This window comes from Microcystis sp. LE18-22.4A, assembly GCF_027531105.1.
Classification (GTDB): Bacteria; Cyanobacteriota; Cyanobacteriia; order Cyanobacteriales; family Microcystaceae; genus Microcystis; species Microcystis aeruginosa.
The window spans coordinates 1-6,074 of sequence record NZ_JAPZRB010000467.1 but is presented as its reverse complement, the minus strand read 5'-3'; the positions used below and the strand labels follow the sequence as shown (position 1 = coordinate 6,074).

At 42.2% G+C, this 6,074-nt stretch carries 4 protein-coding genes; 2 read left to right on the top strand and 2 right to left on the bottom strand.

The genetic code is table 11. The features are described 5' to 3' along the window. Positions 1 to 139 precede the first annotated feature (139 nt). Positions 140 to 409 carry a hypothetical protein gene (locus O9295_RS20400; protein ID WP_288034909.1) on the bottom strand — a complete coding sequence of 90 codons (270 nt, stop codon included), beginning with the start codon at positions 407 to 409 and terminating at the stop codon, positions 140 to 142. Between the two features lie 164 nt (positions 410 to 573). Next, positions 574 to 975 carry a fasciclin domain-containing protein gene (locus O9295_RS20395; RefSeq protein ID WP_002803963.1) on the bottom strand — a complete coding sequence of 134 codons (402 nt, stop codon included), beginning with the start codon at positions 973 to 975 and terminating at the stop codon, positions 574 to 576. 733 nt (positions 976 to 1,708) lie between these two features. On the opposite strand from O9295_RS20395, the gene O9295_RS20390 reads away from it, so the two are divergent. Continuing rightward, the gene (locus tag O9295_RS20390; RefSeq protein ID WP_288034907.1) at positions 1,709 to 2,665 is read left to right on the top strand and encodes a ribonuclease Z; all 957 of its coding nucleotides are present in this window, start codon (positions 1,709 to 1,711) and stop codon (positions 2,663 to 2,665) included. A 2-nt stretch (positions 2,666 to 2,667) separates the two neighbouring features. Further along, on the top strand, positions 2,668 to 5,904 hold the full coding sequence (locus O9295_RS20385; protein WP_288034905.1) for a tubulin-like doman-containing protein: 3,237 nt from the start codon (positions 2,668 to 2,670) through the stop codon (positions 5,902 to 5,904). Positions 5,905 to 6,074: the final 170 nt, after the last annotated feature.

The following is a 6,074-nucleotide window of genomic DNA, read 5'->3' as shown; positions in this document are numbered from 1 at the left end:
AGTGATCAGGGGTAAATTCAGGGACTTTTTCCCTGAAAATTAGGTAATTGACCCCCTCAAAATCGGTAAAACCCCACACCCCACACCCCACACCCTACACCCTGCCCCTAGGAAAAACTTTTTCAGCAGACCCTACTTATTAAGTTGTCAAATTAGCGAGCAGTGTTTGCACCCATTCTTGAGCGAGTTCTTCCACGTTGCCATTACTGTCGAGATGGCTAAGAATATATTTTTGTCGTTGGTGAGCTAATTCAGCGAGACTACCGATATAAACAAAACTTTTTGGTAAACGATCATTCTCAAAGGAATATTGACCGACGTGGTTGGCTTCGATCTGCTGACGATCAATCCAGAATCCCCATCCTTGCGGTGCGGCATTCAGTTCCGAGAGAAATTCTAAGGTCTTCATTGGCGTACTCCTTAGCGGGAATTATCTTGTTTATAACCGCAGAAAGTGGGCATTTTCCTCCGTCGATCATCGAAAACATAAACAAGCAAAAATGTCTGTATATTTGGTTACTAAATTAAGACAGATTTGCCCTGGATGCGGCCCGGGGAAAAGCCGGTCAAAAACTAACCCATCAGGATCACCGTATCGATGACGTGGATCACACCATTATCCGCCTCGATATTACCCGCGACCACCGTGGCATTTTTCACCTCAAAACCTTCGCTACAATCAATGGGAATCGGTGAACCCTCTAGAGAAGTCACTACAGCCAATTTCGCCAAATCTTCCTGCATATATTTGCCCGCAACGACGTGATAGGTGAGAATTCGGGTTAATTGGGGGATATTCTGCACTAGGGTTGTAATCGTCCCGGGGGGCAATTTGGCAAAAGCTTCATCGGTGGGGGCAAAAACCGTGAAGGGGCCGGGACTTTTTAGGGCATCCACAAGATTAGCGGCTTGTACCGCCGTCACTAGAGTTTTAAAATTATCGGCACTGACCGCAATATCGACAATATCTGCCATAAACTTGACTCGATCCTGAAAAAAATCATCTATTTCAGATTTTAAACTTAATCTTGTCCCAAAGATCGTTCTAGGGAAGTGGTGTGGGGTGTGGGGTGTGGGGTGTGGGGTGTAGGGTGTGGGGTGTGGGAAGAACAAATAAAAATAATCTCCTGAATACTGACTCCTGACTCCTGACTCCTGACTCCTGACTCCTGAATACTGACTCCTGACTCCTGACTTCTAACCCAATTTTGGACAAAGATAAGCAAAAATTATTTATTGACTCCACAAACTTGAGAATATTTAAATTAACATTTCGCAATATTTACAAATTCTTAAGAATTAATTGAGAAAGATTTTTATTTAACAACGATGTTACAATGGTTACAGCGATTTTACTGAATTTCATAATGGGTTATTCTGTGCTTTTTTGGGTAGCAATGGTTGAAACCCTTGCCACATCTACAAGGTGATCCTAACTAAGACGGTTAAATCAGTCAATTTCACCCATAACGATGATCTTTTTTTTGTGTAGTTTTATTGCAAAAAAAAAGTTTTTTTGACAAAAAACACAAAGTGTGATATATGCGCCAACCTAGTTCTGGCTGCGAGTAATTATTGCAGAGTTAGGTTAAAATCAGGGGATTTCCTGTTTCCAAGTCAAGAAATACAGAAAAGCAGCAATTCGATCGAGAAATCGATCAAAACAGCCTAGACTAGAAAAAGAATCCTCTATCCTGACAGCTATCCTGTGGAGATTACTTTTTTAGGAACCAGTTCTGGGGTTCCCACTCGTTCCCGTAATGTCTCTAGTATCGCCCTTCGTTTGCCGCAACGGGCGGAAATATGGCTGTTTGACTGTGGAGAAGGAACTCAACACCAGTTACTGCGTAGCGACCTGAAAAGTTCCCAAATCCGACGCATTTTTATCACCCATATGCACGGGGATCATATCTTTGGTTTAATGGGATTGTTAGCCAGTATCGGATTAGCCGGTTCTGCTCAGGATATTGATATCTACGGACCCCCCGGACTAGGGGACTATCTGCGTGCTTGTGCTAAGTATTCCTATACTAATTTGGCTAATCGGGTGCGTGTCCATCCCGTTTCCCCCGGCATACTCTACGAAGATGAAGAATTTACCGTCTCCTGTCAGCTATTAAAACATCGTATTCCCGCCCACGGTTATCGCATCGCCGAAAAAGACCGTCCGGGACGTTTTGATGTGGAAAAAGCCAACGCTTTGGGTATTCCCCCCGGACCAATTTACGGCAAGCTGAAAAAAGGGGAAACTGTCACCCTCGCCGATGGCAGCAAAATTCGCGGTCAGTCCCTCTGCGGAGAAACGGAAATCGGCCGTAAAATTGCCTATTGTACCGATACTATTTTCTGTGAAGGCTCGATCGAATTGGCACAGAATGCAGATGTGCTAATTCATGAGGCGACTTTTGCTCACCAAGATGCCGGGTTAGCCTTTGAAAGTGTTCACTCCACTTCAACGATGGCAGCCCAAGTGGCCTTGGCAGCCCAGGTAAAATTGTTATTAATGACCCATTTTAGTCCCCGTTATCTACCGGGTAATTCTCTGGATATTTCCAATCTGTTAGAGGAAGCGCGGGCGATTTTTCCTAACACTAAATTAGCCTACGATTTCCTCACCTACGAAGTCCCCCGCAACCGTCAAGAAATGGCCTTAGGAGTTAAATAATTATGCCAGCAGCAGTAGAAGAAAAAAGCATGGTTCCCACGGTTTTAGTGGGTATTGGTGGCACGGGTAACGAAATTTTATCGCGATTGCGTCGCTTAATCGAGGAAAGTTATGGCAGTTTGAGTAATTTTCCGATTGTCAGCTTTTTGGTGGTTGACACGGATAAGGATTATAAAATCAGTAATCCTGAAGCTGCTGGCAGTGCTTTTAAAGATAACGAAAAACACTGGGCCCGGGTGAGTGGAAAACAGGTACAGGAGATGGTATCTGACATGGATAGATATCCCTGGATTAATAGTTGGTTTCCCCCGGAATTAGAGAGAAATATTACTTCCCTAGAAGCGGGAGCGGGACAAATTCGCGCCTGTGGTCGTTTTGCTTTATTTTGTAATTATCATGAGATTCAAAGGAAATTTCTGGACGCAGTGAGACGGGTAAAAGGACAAGAAAACTTTATGCTCGATCGCTATGGAATTAAAGTTAGCAATAGTGCTATTAATGTCTTTACCACGGGGTCTTTAAACGGTGGTACGGGTAGCGGAATGTTAATCGATATAGGTTACTGTATTCGTAATTGGTTGCGAGGGGAAAGTAGTCCTTTGAGTACGGCAATTGTTCCCACTCCTGAAGCATTTGCGGGGATTAGTGTCGGCGATCGAGTTTTGGCTAATGGTTACGCTGCCCTGATGGAATTAAATTACTTTTCTGACTACAGAACCGAATATCATCAACAGTTTAGCAGCGGTTTAGTCGATGAAGTGGTTAGTAAATTACCACCCTTTGATTTTACCTATTTAGTGGGGACAAAAAACGGCGAAGGTGATTTTAAACTTGGTCAAATTCGGGAAATGATCGCCCAAAATATCTTCCTAGATATGACTTCTGATTTTGCCCCCCATAAGCGTTCCATTAGAGATAATATTAAGGGTTCTTGGGCACAAGCTGACCCAGGGGGGCGCGGTTATCCTAAGCAATTTATGAGTTTTGGGCTATCAACTATTGAAATTCCTATTGCCCAAATTCGTGCCTCCTTATCGGAACGTTTAGCCAAGGATTTAATTAATTGGTGGCTGAATGATTCCGTGATTTTACCCGCTCAAATGTTGGAGTTAGTAAGGGGTGATATCCTCAAAAGAATGCGCTTGAGCGAAGGGGAACTAATTATGGATTTATGTGCCGACAAGGATCGCTCTTTAATTGCCATAATCTCCCAATGGACTAACGAAACTCGTCAGGAAATCAATCAAGATAATTGGCTCTCTTGTACCAAACAGGGTGTTAATATTTTAGGCAATGAACAGGGAAAAATTCTGCAATTTATTAATGATTATTTAACGCCAAGAGTCGAGGAATTTAAACGCAATCATTTACTAGAATTGAGTCCCGATGAACGGCTGCACGGCGATTACCTGAAAAAGATTTATAACAACCGGGATGAAATTATTCAACGGGGTAAAAAGTCCCTAGAAATGGAGTTTTATAATATCCTTGAGGATCGAAACCGTGGGGTAAAATTTGCCGAGAGTTTTATTGTTTTAGTACGACAAATCTTCACCGACATAGCAGAAAAATTCCGTCGCGATCAAGAACAGGTTTGGAGTCAAAACGAAAGTAAACGTCAACGAGAATATGATACAGCCTTAGCAGAAATTAATGATCTGAAAGATAAACTTCATATCTCGAAAAAAGATAAAATGGAACAATATTGTGAACAAGCTTTAACGGGATTAGAAGGCTGTTTAATGGCCAAGATTCAACGAAAAACCCGAGGTGCAGGAGTAGAGGTTATTAATCGTTTACTGGAACATCTTAATCAATTAGAAAGCCGTTTTAATCGCTTTCGTCAGAAATTAATTCAAAGTCGCGATCTATTTAATCTCCAAGCTAATCAACAGATCGATAGTGCCGATGCTTTGTTAATTAATGGGATTAAATTATTTGACAGACAAGAATTAAATGGTCTTTATCAAGACTTTATCGAACAATTTGCCTCGGGGATTGCCGGTAACAAAAATGCCTACGATACAGGTATGGATAACCTTTGTTTACCCCTCTCAGAAGAGATTTTAAAGCAATCTAGCCCTCTCTGGAAAGAAACGCGCCGCGCCGATGAAAATATGCGTTTATTTGACATCACCGAGATTGCCGATATTCGTCAAGGAGATTTTCAACAGGTTATCATAAACCAAGCTAATCAACTACTACAAAATGCCCCCGTTAGTAGTCGAATTCAGCAGGAATTAGCCGCTTGTGATCGCTTGTTAAAAATTTATAACAACGATGCCGATATTATCAATAATCTTCGCATTGCCTACCAAAAATCGCGGCCACTAATTATGCTTAATCCTGCGGTTTTGCGGGGAAAAGATGCGGGTTTTACGCCCCAATTAAATCAAAATGTTGCCCTGATTGGGGGAAGAAATACCAATAACCCAGCAGCCCAAAAAATTATTCCGAAACTGCGGGAATTTATCCCCAACGAAGACGATATTAAACCCTTGGCAGAAGTGGAAAAACATCGTCTTGTCTTCGTGCAGGAAATTGGCGGTTTTTCCCTACGCTGTCTCGATGGAATGAGAGAGTTGCGGCAATCCTATCAAGACTGGAAAGGAGAATTTATTCTCGCTAAACGCGCCCAACAAATGGGGGAAAATCGCGATTTACCCATCCCCGTGCATATCCAAAAGGAACCTCCTTTCTGGGATGTTTTTCCCGAAGATCCGAGTATTTATCAATTGGTGGTGACGGCCCGGGCTTTAAAAGTGCTTTTTCCAGAAGTCAATCGAGTCACTAATGAGAAAACAATTCGCTATGAAATTAAAACCGCAACGGGATTAAAAAAAGTCGATATCGCCACCAGTTGGGAAGATGCGGTACAGGTGTTAGAAGTAAAAGCTTGTCGCGAAGATAAGGAAAAAATTCAAAGTCAGGTGACAGCTAAGTTACAGGATTCGGCCACTCCGGAGAAAAAACAAGCTTTGTATCGGACTTTTATCAAATATTTACAACAACGTTCCGAGGAGTTGACAGGAGGAAAAGATAGTACAGAATATAAACGGGAGGATGCAATTATTTTGCAGTTAATCGATAACTATAAGTTGGATAGCGGTGGAGAAATACCTCTTTCTTCGGTGACGGAAGTGGCTAACCCAGCTTTAATTATCTGCGGTATTTGTGGACACAAAAATCCCCCCTCGTCTAATTTTTGTTCTAAGTGTGGGGCAAAATTAGTTAAGTAGAAATTAGATTTTGGGTTTGATCCCCCCTGCCCCCCTTGATAAGCTATCCATTAGTCACATCTTTCTTAACATAAAATTTGACAAAAAGAGAAAAGTGTGCCAGATGGCTCAAGGGGGTTCTATGGGGGAACTAATTTGATGAGATAGTTTCCAAGTCTCGCTGATATCAT